This window comes from Methylosinus sp. H3A, from assembly GCF_015709455.1.
Taxonomy (GTDB): Bacteria; Pseudomonadota; Alphaproteobacteria; order Rhizobiales; family Beijerinckiaceae; genus Methylosinus.
The window spans coordinates 1-21,448 of sequence record NZ_JADNQW010000003.1; the positions used below are offsets into that span (position 1 = coordinate 1).

A 21,448-nucleotide genomic window follows, 5' to 3' on the forward strand; every position below is an offset into this window, starting at 1 on the left:
CGAATGGCTGCTCGGCTCCTATGCGAATTATGAGGACGCCTGGGCGCACAGCACCTCCCGTGTTGGAGTCGATGCCGTGAAATGGTTTGGGCGCCCTGCTCTGTATCCCGCCGGCGACCGGGCTGTTAGCGAAGGCAAAGCCCGCACCTTCCATATCGCCGGATATGCGCAGGGAACCTATCATGTCGACGACCGTCTGGCGCTGACCCTTGGGCTGCGCGAGAGCTATGAAATCAAAGAAGGCTCGATATTCACCTGGAATTCGCTCTTTCCCGGCCCATTCACGCCCGCCGAGCAGTTGCAGGCTATCAGAGGCGCAGGCCTCCAAACCTTCTTCGACACCGGTGGCCGGACGAAACGCTTCAATCTGTTCAGCGCGATCGTCAATCCGCAATACAGAATAAGCGAGAATATTCTCGTCTATGGCCTTGTCGGCCGTGGCGAGAAGGCGGGAGCAATTAACGCTGGCGGCGGCGGCGGGCCGGGCGGCGTTCCGGTTTTTGACGACAGGAATAGTTTCCAAGGCTTTCTGCCGCTCTTCACCAAGTCCGAGGTGTCCTGGGATTATGAGATCGGCGCCAAGACCAATTGGTTTGACGGCAGCCTCATCGCCAATGTGAACCTCTATTGGAACGACCTCTATAATTTCCAGGCCAATCTGATCGACTCGAGCTTTCGCAACAGTCTCGGCGAGCCGATCCGAAATACCTATCTTGGCAACGCACGCCATGCGCGGCTGCGCGGCATCGAATTCGACGGGCGCTGGAATCCGTTTGAGCGCCTATGGTTCAATTTCTCCGGCGCCTATACCGAGGCGCGCTGGCTCGATTTCGACAATGCGCCGCCGCCAGAGGATTGGCTGTGGACAACGGGGCCGCTAAGAGCGCCGCAGACCCTCTCGCGCACGAACACGCGTTGGGAGGGGCTTCCGCTCTGGTCGTACAATATCGGCTTCAATTATGAACAGCCGCTCGGATCATATTTCCGCGATCTCGGGGACTGGGCGAACCGTCCGGTCACCGGCTTCGTTTACTCGAATCTCGCTTGGCGCGACAAGGCGCTGCTGACCGACCCGCATTCGGTGTTCCGTTATTGGGCGAAGCCCTACGCGCTGGTGAATTTCGGCTTCGGCCTGCGCACCGACGACGAGCGCTACAGTCTCACATTCTGGAGCAAGAACATATTCGACGAGCGGCCAGTGACCTCATGGTCGCCCGGCAGCCCATCGGCGCCGGCGACGATTGGATTGCCGTTCGAGCCGCGCACGTTCGGCGCCTCGGTTCTCGTGAAGCTCGATTGACCGAATGTGCCGGCGTCGCGGTCCCGCGCCGCGGGGATCGAACAGGACGCTGGAAGCCATCGCCCATTTGAGCGATGCTCCGATCGTCAGGCTATCCGCCGTGACCGCCTGACCATTCCGGGGTCTGCTTCACTCTCGGTGCAAATTGGCTGATTGTTGCGGTTTGGCTTGAGATGTCGCATCTTTCGGTATGAAAACATCAACTTGCTGGGCTCCTGCGCCAAATTTGCAGGCTCTAACCGTCGAGCGCCTGGAGGCGGAATGGGCGGTCTCGCTCAGCGCCGACGCGCACGCAATATGTCCAGCATGCGGGCTGAAGTCGAATTCGCGGCATAGTTCCTATCATCGAAAACTCCGAGATCTTCCCGCGCAGGGGACGCCAGTCGACGTTCGAGTTCGCTTGACCCGCTGGCGATGCCGCAATCAAAATTGCGAGCGGCGCATCTTCGCCGAACGCATTCCAGGGCTCGCAGCGCCGTTCGGCCGACAAACGGCGCGCCTTGCGGGAGTCGTTCGCCTATTCGGGCATAGCGTAGGCGGACGGCCATCCGAACGGCTGATGGACCTCCTCGGCATGCGGGTCGGTCACACCACGATTTTGAGAAAGTCAAAGGCTCCTGGAAATACCTCTATCGGGCCGTCGACAAGGCAGGTGCGACGGTCGATTTTCTGTTGACCGCCAAGAGGGATCACAAAGCCGCGTTGCGTTTCCTGCGTAAGGCGATCGGCCAGCATGGCAAGCCGGAGAAGATCACGATCTCTCAAGAGCGGCGCCAACATGGCAGCGATCGAAAGCCACAATGCGGAGCATGAAGCGGACATCGAAATCCGCCGCATCAAATATCTCAATAATATCGTCGAGCAGGACCATCGAGCGGTGAAGCGAGTGACGCGGCCCATGTTGGGCTTCAAATCATTTCGATCGGCTCTGCGACACTCTCGGGGATCGAACTCATGCATATGATCAGCAAGTACCAGTTGCAGACCATGGGCGAATTGCGTCCAGCCCAGCAGTTCTATGCCCTCGCAGCGTGAGCCGTGTCACTCTCACACGCCGCGTCGCCTCCGTATTCAAAATTTGCGACATGTGTGGACGCCCGCTTCAGCGCAAGAAAAATCTTTCGGATCGCCATGGTGCGTAGTCAGGTGCTGACATGTGTCCGGCCTCGAATGCGACTTTTCACACGCCGCGGGCCCGTATGGGAGTTCGCGGACCGAGTCCAAATCACAACCGCGTGCTCTCATGGCACGTGTCGCAAAACTGGTTTTCCCGATCCCATCTCGCCGACTATTGCGCCATACTTTCCGTTTGACCTCCTACGCCTCCGACCGCCCCACGATCGCGAGCGTGCTTACGCCGCCACGACCGGAGCTCGGTAAGTCCCTCCTTTGGCCATCAGCGCCCACATGACGCGCGCCATTTTGTTCGCCAATGCAACGCGTACCAGCATCGCTGGTTTGCGTGCGATCATGCTCGCGAGCCACGAGCCCTCGGGCGCCCCCTTTCGCGCTGCCCACCGCACCACTGAACTCGCGCCTATGACGAGCAGACGTCGAAGCGTTCGGTCTCCCATCTTCGATGTCGCGCCGAGCCTCTGTTTCCCTCCGGTGGAATGTTGCAATGGCGTGAGCCCGAGCCAAGCCGCAAAGTCGCGACCTCGTCTGAATGTTTCAGCCGGCGGCGCAAGCGCGGCTACAGCGGTCGCGATAACCGGACCCACGCCTGGGATGCTCATGAGGCGACGCGCCATTTCGTCTTCCTTCGCGCGTCGAGCAATCGCGATGTCCAGAAGCTTTATGCGTTGATCCAGCAAGTTCAGCATATCGACCAGGACGCAGAGGATGGGACGCGCCGCTTCCGGGAGCGGCTGCTCGGGGTCCTGCACGGCCGCAATCAGCTTGACGACATGCGCCGGGCCTTGGGCGACAATCAGGCCGAACTCGGCGAGATGGCCACGTAGAGCGTTGATGATCTGCGTACGCTGGCGCACCAGCATATCGCGTGTTCGGAACACCACTGCCGCGCCTTGCGCTGCTTCACGCTTTACCGCTACGAACCGCATCGTCGGCGCTGGGAGGCCTCGCAGATCGCTTCCGCGTCGGCGGCATCGTTCTTCTGACGCTTTACAAACGGCTTGACGTAGGCCGGCGGAATCAACCTTACGCGATGCCCGAACTTGCCGATCTCTCGGCCCCAGAAATGCGACCCTCCGCAAGCCTCCATGGCCACGACGCAGGGCGATTGGGCGGCAAAGAATTCCAGCACCTGCGTTCGCCGTAGTTTCTTGCGGAAGATGACGGCCCCTGAGGAATCCGCACCATGAGCTTGAAAAACATTCTTCGCCAGATCCAATCCGATAGTGCTAACTTTTTTCATGGACGCCTCCCCCGAGTAAGATTCAACACCTCCACTCTGGCACATCGAGGCCGTCGGGGGGCGTCCACCCCATCACAACCAAATAACGAGGCGCTCGACCCAGGGGCCGTATCGAGCGCCTCGCTTTCTCACTTTCAGACGCCACTCAGGCGAGAATATCGCTCGCGACCTTGCCATAGACGACCGTTGGCCGCTCGGCGCGACCGGCGCGCAGATAGACCGTCTTCAGATGATCGAGGCCGAGCAGCTGCAGCACGGTCGCATGCAGATCATAGGTGTCGACCGGATTTTCAACCGTCTTGAGACCGATCTCATCCGTGGAACCATAGGTGAAGCCATGCTTCAAGCCGCCGTCGGCGAGCCATTGCGTATAGCCCCACGGATTATGGTCACGGCCGTCGCCGCTCTGGCCGTACGAGGTGCGGCCGAACTCCGACGTCCACACGACGAGCGTCTCATCCAATAGTCCGCGCGCCGCGAGATCGGCGAGAAGCCCGGCAATCGGCTTGTCGATCGCCCGCGTGTTCGCTCCATGGTTCTCCTCGAGCTTGCTATGCGCGTCCCAGTTCCTGGCGTCGTCGGCGATGGCGTCGACAGGCCCGGAGACGACCTGGATGAAGCGCACGCCGCGCTCGACCAGACGACGGGCGCGCAGCAGCGCCGTGCCGTAGTCTTTGGTGGCGTCATTGTCGAGACCATAGAGCGCCTTGGTGGCCGCCGTCTCCTTGGAGAGATCGACCGCTTCCGGCGCCGAGGTCTCCATGCGATAGGCGAGCTCATAGGAGCACGTGCGGGCCTGCATGTCGGGAGACATCTTATTGTTTGAAATTCCCGGTTCACGGTGGGCTTGGACATCTTATTTGAGAATTTCGGAGGAGTTTTTCGCGCTTGGACATTTAAATTGAGAAATCTTCACTGTCGCCGAGGGCCTCGGCAGCGAGCTCGTCGAAGCGCCTCAGATAGAATGGTCGGCACGCCGGCCGCAGATCGCGCAACATGCCGATTGTGTCTTTAGCTGCAGCAGCGAGGCCGGCCAAAAGCGCAATGCGTAAGTGGACTGGGACGTATGCGGTTGCGCCTTTGCTGATGGTGGGCTTAACGCGCAGCGCTTCAGTATCGAATTCGGGCACGATCTCGTTGAGCAGCCAGCTCTTGCGATAGACTTCGGACGACACTTCCGTTCGGCGCCAGCCCAAGATCAGCAAGAGGCGCATCATGGCGACGGGGGACTCGAATGGAGCGAGCTGACCGTTCAGGCGCCGGTTGACAATGTCCTCGCCTTCCCTGGCGCTGACACATTCGCCGTCCGTCGGTGCGCTCGCGGAGCCGAGCCAGGACGTCGACGTCATGACCGAGCGTCCTGCTCTCGAGGAATATATGCGCCTTTGGCGCTCGATCGGCGAGCCGCTGAATTGGGACGGTCGGATGCGCACGTCCGCCGAAGAGATTGCGACCATCTTGTCGAATGCCGACACAGAGATTCATCTCGCACGGGTTCGAGGCGAAGCGATCGGCCTTTGCGAATTCGGCATGAGCGCGTCGCTCGGCAGCGAGATCGTCTATTTTGGTCTCATCCCGGCGTTTCAGGGCAGACGATTGGGACCGTACCTACTGGACATCGCCTTGCGCCGGCATTGGAAGACCCATCATCCGCGCCATGTTTGGCTGCATACCGACATCTGGGATGGTCCTAGGGCGCTGCCGCTATACGAACGGTTCGGCTTCCAAGCCTTTGCGAAAGTCGATATGCCGGAAACGGCGACCGAGGCGGACTATCGCGAGGTCGCTCGCTCGCGACTGGCGGTCGTGACTTTGGATCGAGGTGAGAAACGTGAGTGACGTCGAACGCAAAGACAGTCTGCGCACCGCCAATTTGTTGGCGGCGCTCGCGTTGGAGCTGACCGGACGACTCGAGCGTCTGCCCAAGCGTCATCCCAATGAGACGACTTCATCATTGGCGGCCCTCAACGTCATCGGCTTCTACGAGGGATGCTCAAACAATGCGCTGAGCCGAGCCCTCGGATTGTCACACACGGCGACCGTTCGCCTGGTCGACAAGCTGGAAGCATCCGGACTGGTGACGAGCGAAACCGGAGCCGATCGCCGTTTCGTCTCCTTGAGGCTCACGCGAACGCGCACAGGAACTCCTATCCGAGCGATGCCGGCGTCTTTGTGAAACGCTGGACATTCTGTCGACGAACGACCGGCGACATTTGTCGCGCATATCCGAAATCCTGCTCCGGTCGCTCGTCTCCGCCGCCGAAGACGCCGACCACATCTGTCGCCTTTGTGACGAGACATCCTGTCCTGAGGATCGATGCCCCGTCCACAATCGGGCGATCGCTCTCGAATCTGGCGCCGAAAGCTGAATTCGCGGTCGAACAATGATTCGGCAACCCCGGCATCACGGGATCAGGACAATCTTGCCTCGTGTTTGTCGTGACTCCAGCGCCCGATGCGCGGCCGCCGCTTGATCGAGAGGGTAGGCGCCTCCGATCGTCACCGCGATTTCGCCGCGTTCGGCCATGGCGAACAGCTGCGCCGAGCTTTGCCGCAGACCCGTCGGCGTGAGCAGGGGCGCGAGGGCGAAGCCGGTGATGGTCTGATTTTGGAAGATCAGACCGAGCAGATCGGCAACGCCGAGATCGAAGTCGAGAATATTGAGCGAGCCATAGATGACGAGCCGGCCGAGGGGCGCGAGCGCCTTCAGTCCCTCTTTCGTCACCGCCCCACCGACCGATTCATAAATGATGTCGACGCCTCGGCCGCCCGTCAGATCGCGTGCGGCGCGCGACCAGTCGGGAAGCGTATAATCGATGGTGGCATCGGCGCCGAGCGAACGTGCGAATTCACGCTTGTCTTGCGTGCTCGCCGCCGCGATCGCCATTTTCGTGCCGGCGCGTTTGGCCAATTGCACGAGCAGGCTGCCGACGCCGCCCGCCGCCGCCGAAACGAGAATTTGCTTGTCGACCGCAGGAGCCTGCTCGAGGAGATAAAGCGCCGTCAGGCCTTGAACCATGAGGGCGACGGCATGCTCGAAGGGGAGGCTTTCCGGAATCGGCGTGACGAATTCGGCAGGGCAGGCGACGAATTCGGCGTAGCCGCCGAAGAACCGGCCCGCTGCAAAAAGCGCTCCCGCCACTCGGTCGCCCAATGCAAAGCCCACCACGCCGGGACCGATCGCTTCGATGATCCCCGCTGCTTCGGCGCCCAATATGCTCGGGAGCGGCGGCGTCACGGCGTAGCGATTTTGTCGCATCGCCGTTTCAGCGAAGTTCACGCCCGAGGCCTTTACGCGGATCAATATCTCACCTGGACCGACGGTAGGAATAGGCGCGTCGACCAGCTCCAAAGCTTCCGGGCCGCCGAAGGCGTTTAGCTGCATGGCTCTCATCGTTATCTCCGATCCGCCGTCGAGAGCCTCGACGAGCTCTTCGACACGCGTGTTTCTTCAGACGGCGGATTCGTGCCATTTAGACGCTCTGACGGACTACAGAGAAATTCGTCTCATACTGACCTGGAGGTAAGTATGGCGTCGGTGATGAAAAATCTTCCGCCCTTGCCCGCGGAGCGAACGCTCCGCGTGATATCCGGCCGCTGGAAGCCAGTGATCCTCTACCATTTGCTGTCGAGGCCTCGACGACTCTCGGAATTGAGCCGGCTCATGCCCGCCGTCAGTCAGAAGGTGCTGATCCAGCAATTGCGCGAGATGGAGGCCCATCGAATTGTGAGCCGCACCGTCTTTCCCCAGGTTCCGCCGAGAGTCGACTATGAAGCGACCGCTTTGGGGCAGAGCTTGAAGCCCGTGCTCATGGCGCTTTGCGAATGGGGCAGACGACATGCCGCCGAGCTCGACGAGCCGGAGCATGTCGCCGATTGCGCCAGACTATCGCTTCCCGAGTGAGCTTTTTTCCGGAAGCTCGCGCGCGACGGAATCAGGCTTTGGATTTGAGATAGGCGACCATGCCGATGACATCATCGGCTACGAGTCTGCCGATCGGTCCGCTCGAATAGACCGCATTCAGAATCTTGCCGTCGGGGGCCAGCAGGAAGCCGGTGGTCTGCAGGTGACGAGGCGTATGATTGGCGTAGGCGCCGGTCGCAGCCACGACTTCGTCGAGATCGGCGGAATGCCCGACGGGAAAGCTCAGCCCGTGCTTTTCGATAACGCCCTTCGTCGTCGCCTCGTCGTCCACCGAGAAGGCGATGACTTTGATGCCCGCTTGCGCCAATTTTTCACCGGCGCGCTGAAATCCGGCGAGCTGAGCCTGACAATAAGGACACCAGGCTCCCCGATAGATCAAGACAACGCCGAAGGATCCGAGAAGCGACTCCGGGATTTGGATGACGCCGCCTCCGACCGCGGGAATCCTCAAAGCAGGGAAGGCCGCGCCATTTTGCAAATGTGACATTTGGATCTCCACATAAATGGACCGCAGAGTCCATTCCGCCACATTGAAACTGGACTTACAAGTCCAAAACCGCCAAAATCCTCCAATGCCGAACAAGCCATCCGATCCACGACCCTTGACCCGCCGTGGAGCCGCCACGCGAATGCGCATCGTCGACGCGGCCGCCGAGCTCATTCACGCGCATGGCGTGGACCGTACGACCCTCGACGATGTGATGGACCGAGCCGAGGTGAGCAAATCGCAGCTCTATCACTACTTCACCGACAAGGAGGCGTTGGTGCTCGAAGTGATCGCTTTGCAGACGGAGCGTGTTCTGGAGGCGCAAGGACCGCATCTCGGGGCGCTCGATTCTCTCTCGGCCCTCCGGGCGTGGCGGGATGCGATCATTCGGCGCTACGAAGTCGGTGACGGAAAGGGATGTCCGCTGGGCACGCTGGCGAGCGAGTTGGCGAATGATTCTGAACCCGCACGCAAGCGGCTTGTCGAGGGCTTTTCGATGTGGAGCGGTTCGATCGAGCAGGGCTTCGCGAAGATGCGCGAGCGTGGCGAACTCGCCGCCACCGCCGACCCGCAGGAATTGGCGACCGCCACGCTATGTGCGGTTCAAGGTGGACTGCTTCTGGCCAAGACGACGCGATCGAGCGGCCCTTTGAAAATCGCAATCGACATGGCGATCGACAATATCGCACGGCACATGAGGACGGGCTGAGCCACTGCGCGCCAGTGAACCGAATAGAGTCGGTCGAGCGGACTATGCGCCGGGCCGTCAGGTCCCGGTCCTGTCACCGGCGATTTCGACGATCAGCTCCCTCAGCCAGCGATGACCGGCGTGTCCATGGCTACGCTCGTGCCAGATCATGCCGACCTCGAATCGCTCGCCGAGCCATGGAAGCTCGATCATCGTAAGCCGCTCCTCACGTCGCTGCAGCAGCCGGCGCGGCACGAGCGCGACGAGATCGCTTTCCGAGACGATTTCCGGAACGAACAGGAACGAACCGGCGGACAGCACGACTTTGCTCTTGCGTCCGAGAGCCTCGAGAGAGTCGTCGATCGGCGTTCGAAAATGGCCGCCGTGTCTCGAAACGACGACATGCTCCAATGCGACATAGTCGTCGATCGTGAGACCCTCCACGAGGCGAGGGTGACTCCGCCGGCCGATGAGCACATAGGTCTCGTCGAACAAATGACGGCTCCGAAGATGCGACGGCGTCGCATCCGGGGTTGCGATGGCGAGATCGGCTTCTCCGCTCGCCAATTGCGGCTCCATGAGCGCCGGCGCGAGATGACGAACCGCTATCCGAACTCCCGGCGCCCTTTGTCTCGACGCCTGCGCGAGCGGCGCGATCACCGCAGCCTGAATATAATCGGAGCAGGCGATGGAGACGGTCAGCTCCGCCGACGCCGGATCGAAATCCTGATGTGACTGGACCGCATTCCGCAATTGGTCGAGCGCATCGCGCAATGGCCCCGCCAATTGCAGGGCTCTTTCGGTCGGAATCATTCCACGTCGGGTGGGAAGCAGCAGCGGGTCGTCGAAGATGTCCCGTAGCCGCGAGAGCTGCGCGCTCACCGCCGGCTGACTGAGATGCAGTCGCGCCGCCGCTTTGGTGACATTCCGCTCGGCGAGCAGTGTTTCCAAGATGGCGAGCAGATTGAGGTCGAGATGGTTGGTATCCATGTGATTTATGCCGACACGTAATACAATCGATTTCAAACATACCGCCGCTGTCGCTAATTTCAAAGAGACAGAACGGCGCCTCACGCCAGAGCGCCGCTCCGAGATCGCGAGCGAGCGTAGAGGCGCCGCCCCCAGCAGGAGCATTTCAGATGACCAAGAAAATTCTCGTCGTGTTCGCGCACCCGGAGTCGACCTCGATCACGCGTAGACTCGTAGACGTCACGGTCTCGACTCTCTCTGGCAAAGGATACGAGGTTATGCAATCAGATCTCTATGGAATGCGCTGGAAAGCGGTGTTCGACGCTGACGACTTTCCGAGCCGAGTCGATCAGCAAAGGCTGTCCTTCATCATGGAATCGGCGCATGCCTATTCCACCGGGCGTCAGAGCGCGGATGTCGTCGCCGAGCAGGCCAAGCTGCTGGCGGCGGATGCGGTGATTCTCCAGTTTCCGCTCTGGTGGTACAGCCCGCCCGCCCTTCTCAAGGGCTGGATCGAGCGCGTTTATGCGTTCGGATTCGCGTATGGCTACAAGACCGGCGGCAATGACTATCGCTTCGGCGACGGCATATTGAAAGGCAAGCGCGCATTGGTGAACGTCATGACGGGCGGCCCTGCGGAGGACTATGGCCCGCGCGGCGTCAATGGGCCGATCGATCAGATTTTGTTCCCCTTGACCCATGGCGCATTGTTCTACCCAGGCATGGATGTCCTACCGACGCATGCAGTCTACGGCGCTGCGCATATCACCACCGCCGAGCAGATCCGAGCCGTCGAAGCGGGCTGGCGCGACCGCTTGGCTGGACTCTTCACCGACGCCCCTATTCCCTTCCGCTTGCAAAACGGCGGCGACTTTCCCGATCGTCACACGATGTCCGATCACGTTGCGCTTGGAAAAACCGGCTTGGCCGCGCATCTCGCCGATGACGTGACCATGTGACAGGCGGCGGGAATTTTTTTCCCGGCCCGTGTAACGCCCTCTCGGCGGCGCGCGAATTGATCCGACGAGGCCCGACCGCTCTCGATCCGTCGTCATCAACGATACGCCACCGAGGTTCCAAAATGTTCGATCGACGTCATTTGCAATTGTTATCGTATGCTTCCATCTGCGCGTTGCTCCAATTTTTCGCGCCGACCCTTGCGCATTCGCGAGATCGAAACGGCGCCGCCGGCGCTGTCTACACGATGAGCAACGACACGAGCTCGAATGCTCTGTTGACGTTCGAGAGGAATGCGACTGGAGAGCTGACAGCGAAAGGCGTTGTTCCCACGGGCGGCCGCGGAACGGGCGCCGGACTTGGAAATCAAGGCGCTCTGGCGCTCAGCGACGATGGCCGCTGGCTCGTCGTCGTCAATGCCGGCAGCGACGACATCACCTTGTTCGATCTGAAAACAGGTCGTCCCGAACCGACTGCGCGCGCCGCGAGCGGGGGAAAGACGCCGATCAGCGTTTCGATCGAGGACGACCTCGTCTATGTCTTGAACGCAGGCAGCGACAGCATCGCGGGATATCGATTGAATGACCACGGAAGACTCGAAGCGGTGGCCAATTCGGTGAGGCCATTGAGCGGAACGGGCGTCGGCGCTGCAGAAATCGGAATCAGCCGCGGCGGCAGGAGCGTCGTCGTCACGGAAAAGGCGACGAACAAACTGACTGTCTATGCGCTCGACGACGAAGGAAGACCGGCGCGCAGCCCCAACATCGTGCCCTCCTCTGGACCGACCCCGTTCGGCTTCTCCTTTTCTGGACATGGGACGCTGTTGGTGGCCGAAGCGGCCGGAGGAGCTTCGGGCGCGAGTTCGGTTTCTTCCTATCGCGTCGGACCGCACGGAGCGCTGACTCTGCTCCAGGCGTCTGCTCCGACGCACCAGACTGCGGCTTGCTGGGTGATCGCCACGCCAGGAGGCCGCTATGCCTACACCGCCAATACGCCGAATGCGACGATCACTGGATTTGATATCGGACCGCGTGGCTCGCTCTCTCTCCTCGCCAATGACGGCGTCGCCGCGAGAACCGGAACCGGAAGTGGACCGACCGACATAGCGATCGCAGCCGAGGGACGGCTCCTCTACGTGCTCGATAGCGGCAGTCACGCGATCAGCGTGTTTCATGTCGGCAACGACGGCGCGCTCACGCCCGGCCCGGTGGCGTCAGGGCTTCCGCCGGCCGCCAATGGCATCGCCGCGCGTTGATTCCTGCACCTTCCAAGTGAAGGAGCTGCCAGCCCTGTCGGCAGCTCTTCATCCTCGGCGCGCTTGCCTTCCGCGGCCAAAACACGTCCCGAAATTTTCGCGCGCCGAGCTCGAGAGCATGGAGCGGAGCTCTTTCATGACGTCCGACGGGTCGCCGACCATCGATGAACGCACACGCAATTTATTCGAACAATATCCGGTCTCGAAGCGCTTGATCGCGGACGGAGCGCCGCTGTCGACTTGCTTGCGCCACTTGGGGTTGGCGCTCTGGCTCGACGGCCGCCTCGACGAAGCGGGCCTTGTTCTTTCGGATGCCGCGAGCCTTGCGCCCGATAATCCTCTGGCGCTCGCCGACCTCGGCTGCGTGCTCTCGGCGGCCGGACGATTGAATGAGGCTCGATCGGCGTTGACCGCTTCGCTCGCTCTGCGTCGAGATCATCTCCCCGCATGGCTCGCTCTCGCCAATGTCGAATCGGCGCTGAACGATAAGCTCGCATCCGAGCGCGCATTGCTCGAAGCCCTGCGGCTGGATTCCCGTTCCAAAGAGGCTCTGACGGCTCTCGGGCTGCTGCGCATCGAGTCGAGACGTTACGCGAGCGCGGCGGAGCTCCTTCGATCCGCGCTGGACCTCGGCGCCGACGCTCCCTATCTGCGCGCCTGCCTCGGTCAAGCCCTGTTCCTCATCGGCGAATTTTCACAGGCGTTGGACGCCTTCGAAAAGGCTGTCGCTGCCTGTCCGGATGACGTCGGCCTTATTCGAAAGCTCGCGCGAGCGCGCTTCCTCCAGTCGTCGCTCCACGAATCGTTGGACGTCGCGACAGACGAGTATTCGGCTGTCGCCGGGGCGGCGGCGGAGGACATCGATAGCGTCGGCCGCGCCACTTTCCAATTGCTCATTGGATTTGGTCATCACGACGCTGCGATCCGATTGGGAAGCGCGTTGCTCGGTAAATTCCCGGACGACCGAGTCATCGCCTATCATCTCGATGCTGTCCGCGGGCTGTCGCACGCAAAGGCTCCGGCCCGATATATCGTCGAATGCTTCGACGGATATGCCGATCGTTTCGACGAGCATCTAGTGAAGGCGCTCGAATATGACGTTCCCGCCAAGTGCCATACGCTGCTCGCCGCGCTGAACGAGCCCTTTCGTTCGGCGCTCGATCTCGGCTGCGGCACCGGTCTGTTTGGACCATTTCTCGAGACATTGAGCGATCGAAGGGCCGGCGTCGATCTTTCCCCACGAATGCTCGACAAGGCCAAGGGGCGCGGCTCCTATCACGAGCTGTTCGAATGTGAGGCGGTCGACTTCCTCGAGGCGAGCGACCGACAATTCGATTTGATCGTCGCCCTGGACGTGATCGTCTATATCGGAGATCTGAAGCCGCTGATTTCCGTTGTATCGGCGCATCTCGCGCTGAACGGCATATTCGCGATCAGCTTCGAGCGCGGAGACGGGGAAACATACAGGCTTCAGCCGACCGGCCGATTTGCTCATAGTTTCGCCTATATCGAGCGCCTCGCGGCCGGAGCGTTCGACGTGATCGCCAATCTGGAGACGTCTCAGCGGCTAGAGGCGAATGCGCCGGTCCCAGGGCATATCGTCCTTCTGCGTCGTAAGCCGTAGACGAGCGACGATCGTGTCGAATGCGCGAGTGGAGTCTCGGATGGCTCCTCGAGCTGCGCGCATTTACGACGTCACTCGTGGCCGCGCAGCAAACTCGAGACGCTTCAATATGACGGACGGTAAAAATTTCCTCCTCATCGTGGCTTCTGCGTAACGCCGATCGCCCGCGAAACGAATTGAGATCAGCAAGCCATTTCCTGGTTTGTCGCGGTCCTCTACAGGGCTGGCTCTCATTATCGGGAGATCGAGATGAAATTGACCATCGTTTCCGGCGGCTCACTCGCCGCCGCAGCCGTCGCGCTCGTCCTCGCCGGCGCGGCGTCGCCGGCTTCGGCGAAAAAGGCGCACAGGACCGTGCAGTGTTTCGGCGTGAACTCCTGCCGCGGTCACTCGGAATGCAAGACGGCTGACAATAGCTGCAAAGGGCAGAATTCCTGCAAAGGACATGGCTGGTTGCCGGCCAAGTCCAAAGCGGCTTGCGAAGCGCAGGGCGGCACGCTGGGCTGAAACGGCGCTCGGCAAAAGGATGGGCGAGATCTTCGCCCATCCGCTTCTCGATGCGCGGCGGTCTCTGACCGAGAAACGCCTATCCGCTTCAGAGGTGGTTGTGATGCCTATCGGACGAATGTCGCGCTTCGGTCTCGGATTGAGGCCGGTCTATTATGGCGAAATCCTCGAAACCAAGCCGAAGATCGACTGGTTCGAAGTCATCACCGAAAATTTTATGATTCCCGGCGGCCGGCCGCTCGCCACATTGGAGCGAATCCGGCGCGACTATCCGATCGCGATGCATGGCGTTTCGATGTCGATCGCCTCCACTGATCCGCTCGATCTCGACTATCTGCATGCGTTGAAGAGCCTCGCCGATCGATTCGAGCCATGGTGGATTTCGGACCATCTCTGCTGGACGGGCGTTCATGGCGTCAATCTCCATGACCTTCTTCCCTTTCCCTTCACGCGAGAGGCGCTGACGCATGTGGTCGAGAGAACTGGGCGCGTGCAGGAGATTGTGAAGCGACGGCTCGTCATCGAGAACATATCGAGCTATGTGAGCTCGCCTTCGTCAGAAATGGAAGAATGGACCTTTCTGTCGGAATTGGCGCGGCGTAGCGGCTGCGGGCTTCTTCTCGACGTCAATAATGTCTATGTGTCCGCTTGCAACCATGGATTCGAGGCGGAGATCTATATCGATGCGCTGCCGATCGAGCCGATCATTCAGCTCCACCTCGCGGGTCACAGCGATAAGGGCGTCATGAAGATCGATACGCATGACGCGCCGATCTGCGACGAGGTTTGGACACTCTATGCTCGCGCGAAGCGCCGCTTCATGGGCGCGTCGACCTTGATCGAGCGCGACGATAATTTTCCGGCGCTGTCCGACCTCGTGAGCGAGCTCGATCGAGCGCGGAGGATCGAAAGCGAAATTCTGGTCCTGGAGCAGGCGTTATGACATTGGCTGATTTTCAGAGCGCGTTTCAGAACCGCATCCTTGCAGGAATGGACAGCGCGCAGTCACAGAAGGAATCGATTGGAATTGGCGTCTATGTGGACGCCTATCGTCTGCGGCTTGCGTCGGCTGTCGCCTCGGACTATCCGGCGCTGCGCAACTCGATGGAAGAGAGCGAATTCGAAGAGCTCGTCCTCGCTTATATCGAGTCGACGCGATCGACGACGCCAAATCTGCGCTGGTATTCGCGAGGACTCCCGGAATTCATGATGGAAGACGCGCGTTGGCGCCATCTCACCGGTGAAACCTCGCTCGCCTGTCTCGAGCGTGCGCTCGACGACGCGTTCGACTCCGCCGACGCGGCAATCGGCTCGGCGGACGAACTGTCCGCGCTCGGACCGCAAGACATGTTTCGTCTGCGATTCGAGTTCCAACCGAGCCTTCGTCTGTTGACGCTCGAGAACGGAACCTGCGGCCGCTATGAAGCTCTGTCTGGCGGTGAAGAGCCCACCGTGTTCGGAGAAGACCACGAATCAGTCTTGATCTGGCGAAGGAGCGGAGACTGCTTCTATCGACTGCTCGAAGAGGACGAGAGCTTCGCGCTGACATTGGCGCGCGAGGGAAAGTCCTTTGGTGACCTCTGCGAATTATTCGCCTTTCGTGAGAATGGAGAGGGCGTCGACCGGCAGTCGGCGGTTTTCTTGTCGCGATGGCTCGCGGATGAGTTGGTCTCGGCGATCACTCTCACGGATTGAAATGCTTCCGCTATCGGGACCCGGCTGTGGAAGCCGGGTCCTCGCCGTTCTAAAATTTTGCGACGACTGGCGTCTGCGCGAACAGATCGAAATGGTAGTTGAGGCCGGCGCGCACCGTGTGGAACTGGTTTCGCCGAGCGTCCGCCCACCAGCCGCCTGCTTCATCCGAAAGGTCGGTGTAGAGATATTCGATTTTCGCCGAGAGATCGGGACGGAACGCCCATTCGACTCCGCCGCCAGCGGTCCATCCGGTTCGCACCCCATCGCCTCCAAAGCTCGGTTGCGCGCGGCCATAGGCGAATCCGCCCGTTCCATAGAAGAGCGCGGGAACGGCGAAAGGCGTGACGCCGATCCGGCCGCGAGCCGTGCCGAACCATTCGATGCGCCGACGCCTCGAGAATGGACCGCCGCTCCGCTCCGAAATGTCGGTTCCCTGGAAGTCGGTCTCCAATCCGAGCACGAACAAGGGCGTCGCTTGCACATTATAGCCGAGCTGTCCGCCGCCGAGCACGCCGTCGAATCCGGAGCGGTCGGTGAATCCATAGCCGACGTTCACGCCGGCATAGGGGCCGGTCCAAAGAAAAGCCACAGCGGGGGGCACAAAATCCGGCGAGGCCTTTCGGGAAGGCAGATCGGCTGCATTTGCAATGGTCGACGACAGCAGCATGCCGATGCTGACCGTAAATTTGTGTTTCATTCGGTGGCTCCACGATGAGTTGGCGCAGATGCTGGCGCTCAGCGTCCCGAGGATTGTTCGTCGAATGCGCGGCAATCGTTACACGAGCTTCTCGCCGTGCGGTCATCGGACTGTGAGTTCGAAAAAAGATCTTCGAGCGGGAATAAACGGGCGGCGGAATGAGTCTTTCCGATATCCGGTGGTTCGGCCGGATACGTGGGAGATAGAGATGATCAATGATCTTCATTCGCCAGATCGCCGCCGTGCGCTGAAATGCATGGCCTGGGGAGGCTCGGGCGTGTTGTGGACTCTCGTCGGCGGCGTGCCGGCGTCGAAGCTCGTCGGCGCGGCGCATGGAGAGACGACGAAGGGCTTTTCCTTCGTTCAGATTTCCGACACGCATATCGGCTTCGACAAGGCGGCCAACAACGACGTCGCCGGGACATTGAACGAGACGCTCGCAAAAATTGGCGGACTGTCCGAGCGTCCGGTTTTTTTGCTTCATACCGGCGACATTACGCATCTTTCCAAGCCGAAGGAGTTCGACGATGCGGATCAGCTGATCGGCGCGTCGCGCCTCGCCGTGCATCGCGTTCCCGGAGAACATGACGTCCTCGATGAGAGAACGGGCGAAGCCTATCTCGCGCGCTATGGGAAAGGGACACGAGGGGATGGCTGGTATTCCTTCGACGCCGGCGGCGCGCATTTCATCGGCCTCGTCAATGTCCTGCATCTCGAAGGCGCGGGGCTCGGCCGTCTCGGGGCGGAACAGCTCGCTTGGCTCGCGGCGGATCTCGCTGCGAGAAGCGCGTCGACGCCGATCGTCATATTCGCTCACATGCCGCTCTGGTCGATCGCGAGCGAATGGGGTTGGGGCACGCAGGACAGCGCGCAAGCGCTTCAATTGCTGACGCGCTTCGGCTCGGTGACGATACTCAACGGCCACATCCATCAGATCGCTCAGAAGGTCGAAGGCAATCTTGTCTTCCACACGGCGCGTTCCACGGCCTTTCCGCAACCTGAGCCGGGAACGGCCAAGGCGCCGGGTCCAAAGGTCGTGCCCGCGGAACAGCTGCGCTCCTTTTTGGGCTTGACCAGCGTGACCATTCGCGGCGGCGCACATAGGCTGGCCATCGCCGACACGACGCTGGCTCGATGAGGAGGACAACATGTCGAAATCTGCTTTTGCGATAGCCTCTGCTCTCGCATTCGTCGGCGTTCTCATCGCCTCGATCGCTCATGCCGGGAACGAGCGGACGATCGATATCGGCGAATTCGCCTTTGCGCCTTCGGAAATTCGCGTGGAGACCGGTGCGCGAATTGTCTTCGTCAATCACGACGATACGCCGCATAATGTCGTCGACCGGAATGGCGCCTTCCGTTCGAAGGCGCTCGACACCGGCGAGAGCTTCTCGATCGTCTTCGACAAGCCGGGCGAAATCACCTATTTTTGTGGCCTTCATCCGCAGATGACGGGCAAGGTCATCGTGACTCCTCGAAGTGATCGACAAGGATAGCTCGTGACGAGCGACGACGCGCGACATCGCTTCACGCGAGCGATCATGCCTCATCTCGACGACGCCTATTCGCTGGCGCGCTGGTTGACCGGCAATGCGACGGACGCCGAGGATGTCGTGCAGGACGCCTGCCTGCGCGCGCTCGCCGCGCTGGAGAGCGCCGAGGTGGCGCATCCTCGCGCCTGGCTGCTGGCGATCACGCGCAATGTCGCCTTCACCTGGCTCGCCAAGAATCGGCCCCGCGACCTCGTGCTGGCCGGCGGGGCCGAAGACGCCGGGACACATGATGGCGCCTCTCCCCACTGCGATGAGCCGTCTCCAGAGGCTGCGCTGATCGAGGCCGCGGATCGGCGTAGCGTCGAGGCGGCGATCGCCGCCTTGCCGATCCCGTTTCGTGAGGCTCTCGTTATGCGCGAAGTCAATGGTTTGTCCTATCGTGAGATTGCCGACGCCACGGGAGCGCCGATCGGCACCGTGATGTCGCGGCTCGCGCGGGCGCGCGCACTGCTGATCGATCGACTGGGGAGAGTGTCGCTATGAGCGAAAACGAGAAGCAGAATCGGGCGCTTTTATTACAAGCCGACTTCGACCAGGAGTTGGATGCGGCGGGCGCGGTGAAGGCCGAGCGCCTTCTCGCGGGCGACGCCTTCGCTCGTGGCGATCGCGAGCGGCTCGACGCGTTGAGGCGGACCCTGCGCCGCCATGCCGCGCGCGAGGCGGCGCCCGAGACGCTGAGGACGCGCCTGCTCGTGCAGATGGAGTCTTCGAACGGGCAAGGACGAATTGCTGCGGGCTATCGTCGCCTTGCCCCGCAGTCTTGGCGCGTCTATGCGGGCTCGATCGCCGCGACGATCGTCGTGACGCTCGGACTTCAGCATCTCGTCGCGGAACTCGCCGCGCCGGATCGCTTCATGCCCTATGTCGTCGCGAGTCACATGCGTAGCCAGATATCGGGGCAGCCGGTGGATGTCGCATCGAGCGACCAGCATACGGTGAAGCCATGGCTCGCCAGCAAACTGCCGCTCGCCGTCACGGTGGTCGATCTCGCCGCCGCGGGATTTCCTCTCGTCGGAGCGAGGATCGATATCGTCGGCGCCACGCCGGTTCCGACGCTCGTCTACAAGCGTCGCGAGCATCTCGTTTCGGTGGCGGAGCTGCAGCCACGATCGGTAAATTATCCGGAAGTCCCTGCGCTGCGAATGATGGAGGGCTATCCGGTCGTCGTTTGGAAGGAGAAACATCGCACTTATGCGGCGATATCAGATCTTCCGCCGGCGGAGCTCGAGGCGTTCGTCGCGGCCTTTCGGCGAGCCGCGTCGAAAATAGAGAGCGTGCCTGCTCGCAATTGAGTGTCGCTCAAAAATCGACGAAGCTCCAATCGCACGCCCGTCCGGCGAGATCGATCAGCGCTCTGACTTTCGCGGACAGCAATCGCGCGCTCGGATAGACGAATTGGATCGGCAGAGGCTCGGGCTCATAGTCCGCCAGCGCCACTTGCAGCCGGCCTGCGCGCACGAGATCGGCCACCTGATATCCGACCGCGATCGTCAGGCCTCCGTCTCTTTCCGCATGGCAGATCGCCGCTTCGGCGCTGTTGGTCACATAGGCCGGGCGTGTCTCGACATCGAACGCCTGCGACCCCGACCAGAAGCGCCAGCGCGCCACCGGCGTCAGCGCTGTGCAGGAGATGAGGCGATAGCGGTCGAGATCGGCCGGAGTGATGGGCGCGCCGCCGCCCGCCTCGAGATAGGCCGGCGAGCCGACGACGACCCGTCGCGCAGCGCCGAGCTTGCGCGCGACCAGCGCAGAATCGGACAAATGCCCGATGCGCAGAGCGAGATCGACGCCTTCCTCGACGAGATCGACGAAGCGATCGGAGAGCGAGAGCTCGACGCTGAGCTGCGGGTGCTCGGTCATGTACCGCGAGATCAGCGGCCCGACATGCATGCGTCCGAACATCAGCGGCGCGGAGACGCTCAATCGCCCCCTCGGCTCGCTCCGCTCGTTCTCGGCGAGACGTTCGGCTTCCTCGAGATCGGCGACGATGCGGCGGGCGCGCTCGAGGAAACGCGCTCCCGCATCGGTCAGACCGACCGAGCGGGTCGTGCGTTGCAGAAGCCGCACGCCGAGCCGCTCCTCGAGCGCGGCGACGAGCCGCGTCGCCATCGGCGCCGAAATGCCGAGCGTCCGCGCCGCCGGCGCGAAGCCCTTATGATCGACGACCGCGATGAAAGCGGAAATCGTGTCGAAACGGTCCATGGGATTGCTGCGCCGGCTGCAACGATGTCGTGTCGAAAACGGGAATTATCGTTTCAGTGGTTATCTATCATCCTCCTCTGGTCAGGCGAAAGACCTGCGATCATCCTTAAATGAGGAGCGCATCATGTCCCGTATCTCGACTCCCGCCGCTATCGAATCCGCCCCCGCCGCCGCCCGCCCATTGCTCGAGGCGGTGAAGGCGAAGCTCGGCGTCGCTCCGAATTTCTATCGTCTCGTCGCCAATAGCCCGGCGAGCCTCGAAGGCCTCATCGGATTGAACGGCGCGCTGGCCAAGGGCGCGCTCGACGCTCGCACGCGCGAGCGCATCGCGGTGGCCATCGCCGAGTTCAATGGCTGCGGCTATTGCCTTTCGGCGCACGCCTATATCGGTAAGACGCTCGTCAAGCTCGACGATACGGAAATCGGCGCCAATCGCGACGGCCGCTCCGCCGATCCCAAGGCGGAGGCCGCGCTACGCTTCGCGCTCGAGGTTGCCCGCAAGCGCGGCCACGCTTCCGACGCCGATCTCGCGGCTGTTCGCGCGGCCGGATTCGGCGAAGGCGAGATCATCGAAATCATCTTCCATGTCGGGCTCAACACGCTGACGAATTACATCAACGAAGTCGCCGATACGCTCGTTGATTTCCCCGTGCTCGAGACGCGCCGCGTGGCGTAAATGGGCTGCGCGCCCGGAGCCGATCCGGGCGCGGCTTTCATCCGAGGACCGAGCAATGTCGAGACCGCCGCTTCCCCCCTTCACGCTCGAAACCGCGACGCAAAAGGTGCGCCTCGCGGAGGACGGCTGGAACAGCCGTGATCCGCAGAAGGTCGCGCTGGCCTATACGCCGGAGAGCCGATGGCGCAATCGCGCCGAATTCATCGTTGGCCGTGACCAGATCGAAGCCTTTCTCGGGCGCAAATGGTCACGAGAACTGGACTATCGCCTCATCAAGGAGCTGTGGGCCTTCCGCGAGAACCGCATCGCCGTGCGTTTCGCCTATGAATGGCGCGACGACAGCGGCGCTTGGTTCCGTTCCTATGGCAATGAGAATTGGGAGTTCGACGCGCACGGGCTCATGCGCTTGCGCATCGCCTCCATCAACGATCTTGCGATCGCCGAGGCCGATCGCAAGTTCCATTGGCCGCTCGGCCGGCGCCCGGACGAGCATCCGGGTCTGACCGACCTCGGCCTTTGATCATCGCCACGCGAGC

General features: G+C 61.5%; 25 protein-coding genes and 2 pseudogenes. 19 read left to right on the forward strand and 8 right to left on the reverse strand.

The window, feature by feature from the left end; all coding sequences use genetic code 11:
* The 3 genes and pseudogenes from IY145_RS00840 to IY145_RS00850 form a co-directional block, all read left to right on the forward strand.
* Positions 1–1,300 (forward strand): TonB-dependent receptor (locus tag IY145_RS00840; protein ID WP_196406514.1); only part of this gene is annotated, 1,300 nt, incomplete at its 5' end.
* Between the two features lie 190 nt (positions 1,301–1,490).
* A complete protein-coding gene (locus IY145_RS26450) occupies positions 1,491–1,976 on the forward strand; it encodes a transposase family protein (protein ID WP_196406515.1) in 486 nt (161 codons plus the stop codon).
* Positions 1,883–2,335, forward strand: a pseudogene (locus IY145_RS00850) (IS6 family transposase); the annotation flags it as partial. The gene IY145_RS26450 and the pseudogene IY145_RS00850, both read left to right, overlap by 94 nt.
* A 317-nt stretch (positions 2,336–2,652) precedes the next feature.
* Here IY145_RS00850 and IY145_RS00855 read toward each other — a convergent pair.
* The 3 genes and pseudogenes from IY145_RS00855 to IY145_RS00865 form a co-directional block, all read right to left on the reverse strand.
* A pseudogene (locus IY145_RS00855) lies at positions 2,653–3,677 on the reverse strand (IS110 family transposase).
* A gap of 145 nt (positions 3,678–3,822) precedes the next feature.
* Positions 3,823–4,506: a DUF1501 domain-containing protein gene (locus IY145_RS00860; RefSeq protein WP_409455279.1), complete on the reverse strand. Its 684-nt coding sequence runs from the start codon at positions 4,504–4,506 to the stop codon at positions 3,823–3,825.
* Positions 4,507–4,573: 67 nt separating this feature from the next.
* The gene (locus IY145_RS00865; protein ID WP_196406718.1) at positions 4,574–5,026 is read right to left on the reverse strand and encodes a hypothetical protein; all 453 of its coding nucleotides are present in this window, start codon (positions 5,024–5,026) and stop codon (positions 4,574–4,576) included.
* A gap of 76 nt (positions 5,027–5,102) precedes the next feature.
* Here IY145_RS00865 and IY145_RS00870 point away from each other — a divergent pair, with 76 nt between their 5' ends.
* Positions 5,103–5,516: a GNAT family N-acetyltransferase gene (locus tag IY145_RS00870; protein WP_246721650.1), complete on the forward strand. Its 414-nt coding sequence runs from the start codon at positions 5,103–5,105 to the stop codon at positions 5,514–5,516.
* On the forward strand, positions 5,509–5,853 hold the full coding sequence (locus IY145_RS26280) for a MarR family transcriptional regulator (protein WP_210332574.1): 345 nt from the start codon (positions 5,509–5,511) through the stop codon (positions 5,851–5,853). Before IY145_RS00870 ends, IY145_RS26280 begins: the two co-directional genes overlap by 8 nt.
* A gap of 228 nt (positions 5,854–6,081) precedes the next feature.
* Here IY145_RS26280 and IY145_RS00880 read toward each other — a convergent pair whose 3' ends face one another.
* The gene (locus IY145_RS00880) at positions 6,082–7,071 is read right to left on the reverse strand and encodes a zinc-binding alcohol dehydrogenase family protein (protein WP_196406517.1); all 990 of its coding nucleotides are present in this window, start codon (positions 7,069–7,071) and stop codon (positions 6,082–6,084) included.
* A gap of 147 nt (positions 7,072–7,218) precedes the next feature.
* On the opposite strand from IY145_RS00880, the gene IY145_RS00885 reads away from it, so the two are divergent.
* Entirely contained in the window at positions 7,219–7,581 is a 363-nt protein-coding gene (locus tag IY145_RS00885) for a winged helix-turn-helix transcriptional regulator (RefSeq protein WP_246721687.1), read from the forward strand.
* A gap of 31 nt (positions 7,582–7,612) precedes the next feature.
* Here IY145_RS00885 and IY145_RS00890 read toward each other — a convergent pair whose 3' ends face one another.
* Positions 7,613–8,239: a peroxiredoxin family protein gene (locus tag IY145_RS00890; protein ID WP_246721651.1), complete on the reverse strand. Its 627-nt coding sequence runs from the start codon at positions 8,237–8,239 to the stop codon at positions 7,613–7,615.
* Between IY145_RS00890 and IY145_RS00895 the strand changes: the two genes are divergently transcribed.
* Positions 8,232–8,798, forward strand: coding sequence for a TetR/AcrR family transcriptional regulator (locus tag IY145_RS00895; protein WP_246721652.1), 567 nt, complete (start codon positions 8,232–8,234; stop codon positions 8,796–8,798). The two genes, IY145_RS00890 and IY145_RS00895, sit on opposite strands and share 8 nt — an antisense overlap.
* Before the next feature lie 57 nt (positions 8,799–8,855).
* Here IY145_RS00895 and IY145_RS00900 read toward each other — a convergent pair whose 3' ends face one another.
* Positions 8,856–9,767, reverse strand: a complete 912-nt coding sequence (locus tag IY145_RS00900) for a LysR family transcriptional regulator (protein WP_196406521.1) — start codon at positions 9,765–9,767, stop codon at positions 8,856–8,858.
* Positions 9,768–9,916: 149 nt separating this feature from the next.
* On the opposite strand from IY145_RS00900, the gene IY145_RS00905 reads away from it, so the two are divergent.
* The 6 genes from IY145_RS00905 (at position 9,917) to IY145_RS00930 (ending at position 15,784) form a co-directional block, all read left to right on the forward strand.
* Positions 9,917–10,705, forward strand: a complete 789-nt coding sequence (locus IY145_RS00905; protein WP_196406522.1) for an NAD(P)H-dependent oxidoreductase — start codon at positions 9,917–9,919, stop codon at positions 10,703–10,705.
* A gap of 275 nt (positions 10,706–10,980) precedes the next feature.
* A complete protein-coding gene (locus IY145_RS00910) occupies positions 10,981–11,958 on the forward strand; it encodes a beta-propeller fold lactonase family protein (protein ID WP_196406523.1) in 978 nt (325 codons plus the stop codon).
* Positions 11,959–12,094: 136 nt separating this feature from the next.
* Positions 12,095–13,582: a tetratricopeptide repeat protein gene (locus IY145_RS00915; protein ID WP_196406524.1), complete on the forward strand. Its 1,488-nt coding sequence runs from the start codon at positions 12,095–12,097 to the stop codon at positions 13,580–13,582.
* A 249-nt stretch (positions 13,583–13,831) separates the two neighbouring features.
* Positions 13,832–14,089: a hypothetical protein gene (locus tag IY145_RS00920; RefSeq protein ID WP_018268548.1), complete on the forward strand. Its 258-nt coding sequence runs from the start codon at positions 13,832–13,834 to the stop codon at positions 14,087–14,089.
* 103 nt (positions 14,090–14,192) lie between these two features.
* A complete protein-coding gene (locus IY145_RS00925) occupies positions 14,193–15,032 on the forward strand; it encodes a DUF692 domain-containing protein (RefSeq protein ID WP_246721653.1) in 840 nt (279 codons plus the stop codon).
* The gene (locus IY145_RS00930; RefSeq protein WP_196406525.1) at positions 15,029–15,784 is read left to right on the forward strand and encodes a DNA-binding domain-containing protein; all 756 of its coding nucleotides are present in this window, start codon (positions 15,029–15,031) and stop codon (positions 15,782–15,784) included. The genes IY145_RS00925 and IY145_RS00930 overlap by 4 nt, the downstream gene beginning before the upstream one ends.
* Positions 15,785–15,833: 49 nt before the next feature.
* Here IY145_RS00930 and IY145_RS00935 read toward each other — a convergent pair whose 3' ends face one another.
* On the reverse strand, positions 15,834–16,481 hold the full coding sequence (locus IY145_RS00935; protein WP_196406526.1) for an outer membrane protein: 648 nt from the start codon (positions 16,479–16,481) through the stop codon (positions 15,834–15,836).
* 208 nt (positions 16,482–16,689) lie between these two features.
* Here IY145_RS00935 and IY145_RS00940 point away from each other — a divergent pair, with 208 nt between their 5' ends.
* From IY145_RS00940 to IY145_RS00955, 4 genes are read left to right on the forward strand one after another with little or no spacing between them, the layout of a single operon-like run.
* Complete coding sequence (locus tag IY145_RS00940) at positions 16,690–17,619, forward strand: metallophosphoesterase (RefSeq protein WP_196406527.1); 930 nt, start codon at positions 16,690–16,692, stop codon at positions 17,617–17,619.
* 10 nt (positions 17,620–17,629) lie between these two features.
* Entirely contained in the window at positions 17,630–17,977 is a 348-nt protein-coding gene (locus IY145_RS00945; RefSeq protein WP_196406528.1) for a cupredoxin family copper-binding protein, read from the forward strand.
* A 45-nt stretch (positions 17,978–18,022) separates the two neighbouring features.
* The gene (locus IY145_RS00950; RefSeq protein ID WP_210332576.1) at positions 18,023–18,517 is read left to right on the forward strand and encodes a sigma-70 family RNA polymerase sigma factor; all 495 of its coding nucleotides are present in this window, start codon (positions 18,023–18,025) and stop codon (positions 18,515–18,517) included.
* Positions 18,514–19,326 carry an anti-sigma factor gene (locus IY145_RS00955; protein WP_196406530.1) on the forward strand — a complete coding sequence of 271 codons (813 nt, stop codon included), beginning with the start codon at positions 18,514–18,516 and terminating at the stop codon, positions 19,324–19,326. The genes IY145_RS00950 and IY145_RS00955 overlap by 4 nt, the downstream gene beginning before the upstream one ends.
* Before the next feature lie 7 nt (positions 19,327–19,333).
* On the opposite strand, the gene IY145_RS00960 is transcribed toward IY145_RS00955, so the two are convergent.
* Positions 19,334–20,236, reverse strand: coding sequence for a LysR family transcriptional regulator (locus tag IY145_RS00960; RefSeq protein ID WP_196406531.1), 903 nt, complete (start codon positions 20,234–20,236; stop codon positions 19,334–19,336).
* Positions 20,237–20,360: 124 nt separating this feature from the next.
* On the opposite strand from IY145_RS00960, the gene IY145_RS00965 reads away from it, so the two are divergent.
* On the forward strand, positions 20,361–20,912 hold the full coding sequence (locus IY145_RS00965) for a carboxymuconolactone decarboxylase family protein (RefSeq protein ID WP_196406532.1): 552 nt from the start codon (positions 20,361–20,363) through the stop codon (positions 20,910–20,912).
* A 55-nt stretch (positions 20,913–20,967) separates the two neighbouring features.
* Complete coding sequence (locus IY145_RS00970) at positions 20,968–21,432, forward strand: nuclear transport factor 2 family protein (protein ID WP_196406533.1); 465 nt, start codon at positions 20,968–20,970, stop codon at positions 21,430–21,432.
* Positions 21,433–21,448 lie beyond the last annotated feature (16 nt).